General features: G+C 43.6%; 2 protein-coding genes. One reads left to right on the top strand and one right to left on the bottom strand.

From position 1 onward, the window contains the following. Nucleotides 1-291: 291 nt before the first annotated feature. A complete protein-coding gene (locus QUB26_RS31665; RefSeq protein ID WP_333241231.1) occupies nt 292-930 on the bottom strand; it encodes a transaldolase family protein in 639 nt (212 codons plus the stop codon). 437 nt (nt 931-1,367) lie between these two features. Between QUB26_RS31665 and QUB26_RS31660 the strand changes: the two genes are divergently transcribed. Continuing rightward, entirely contained in the window at nt 1,368-1,595 is a 228-nt protein-coding gene (locus tag QUB26_RS31660) for a hypothetical protein (RefSeq protein WP_333321266.1), read from the top strand. The last annotated feature ends 160 nt before the right edge of the window (nt 1,596-1,755 follow it).

Genomic DNA, 1,755 nt, shown 5'->3' with positions numbered 1-1,755 from the left:
CGCCCGTCCAAAAAAGACGGGCGGGACGCCCATCCCACAATAACAATTAAAATTGTAAGTTATTTAATTCGCGATCCTTAGTTAGTAGTCCTCACTCATCAGTCCTATCAAATACGGTGACTCGGAATTTACCCTGCAAGCTAGAGTCCCGCTCGTGAGTTCTCATCGAGAGCAGGACGCTCGCACGATCGGCATCATTCGGATGTTAGCCTATTTGATATTAGTGATTCAAAACCCATACCAATTACCCATTAGGAATTCGCAATTTGCACTTTTCACATAAATTTGGTATTATCCCAAAATTCCCCGCCCGTTTTGGGCAAATTCATCAACTGTTTGCTGGGATAATTCGTGAACTGCGATCGCCTGCAACACATCAAAAGGCAATGTTAAATGATGGGCGCCAGCTAACAAAGTCTTCACCGCTTCTTCCGGCGATTTAATGCTAGCTGCCAAAATCTCAGTATTACTTCTGTGCAACACATTTGCCATATCCCGCACTAAGGCAAAACCGTCTCCCAACAATCTGGTGGCGCGATTCACGTAGGCGATCGCATATTTAGCCCCCGCTTCTGCTGAGACAACTGCTTGTGATGCGCTGTATATCGCCGTCACCGCGCAAGGAATGGACGGTGACAAATGCGCGACTGCTTGAAAACCAGCCGCCGTTGCTGGAACTTTCAAAACTGTTTGCTGTCCAATTAATTCAAAAGCCGCTTTTCCTTCTGCTACCATGCCATCAACATCAGATGCCATTAGCTGATAATACACTTCCCCTGGAATCAGTTGTGCCAGTTGTTTAAGGGTTTGCTCAGGAGATAACTCGCTTTTTGCCAAAAGTGTCGGATTAGTAGTAATTCCCGCTATCCATCCGAACTTGCTCGCCCGTGCGGCTTCCGCTACAATTGCAGTATCAACATAAATTGCCATCGGCTCTACACCTTCAGTTTGTTAATAATTTCCAGACACTTGCTTGCAGATTGAGATAAATCCGAGCAAAATTAATTGTTAAGCTTTAACAATATCAGAATCTCGGAAATATTACTGTTAAGTAAATATAACAATTCAGTGATGTGCATCATCAGTAGTAGTGCGTGAGTTGTGAATTTAACAGGACTTAGGCTCAGAAACTCCGTTTCTTACAAAAAATTCGTTGAGGACGACCTATCTGTGAAAAAATCGGCTTTCTGAGGAAAATTGGCTAAGTGCTATTTAAGATAGCTAACAACTGAAATCACAACTTTTAAGTCAGTTGGTAACTGCGATTGTCGGGTACGGAAAACTTGACTCGCCAAATCCCGGATACAAATAAATTACATTTGTATTAAGGGTTATGTATGCAATAACTCCAGGATGTGACTCAGAAAATGACCGAAGAAAAAAATCAGCAGCCACAAGTCAGCCTTGAGACATCTTCTGAACAACCCCAGTTGGAAAAACCAGCAGAAACTGCTGAAGAATTGTCGAAAAATCTTAAGTCTGAAACTCTGTCTCAATTGGTTGAAAATAACGCCGAAGACCGTTTGAAGGCTCTCGGCCGCTTAATGATGGTGAGCCTAACTTGGTCGCTGGCTGGTCTTTCCAAACGCGAGTAAGTTATGGAACACTACCGGAACGAGCGAGTTATGATTGATGAGTTGTGTCGGGACTTTGGTTTAACTCAAAACTTACAACTCCCGGACTTAGGAATGAGAATTAAATAACTTCCACTCTTGAAAGTGGGATGGGCGTCCCGCCCGTCCAAAAAAGACGGGC

The sequence above is a fragment of the Microcoleus sp. B4-C1 genome (assembly GCF_036705285.1).
In the GTDB taxonomy this organism is placed as follows: Bacteria; Cyanobacteriota; Cyanobacteriia; order Cyanobacteriales; family Microcoleaceae; genus Microcoleus.
This window is presented reverse-complemented; position numbering and strand designations above follow the sequence as displayed.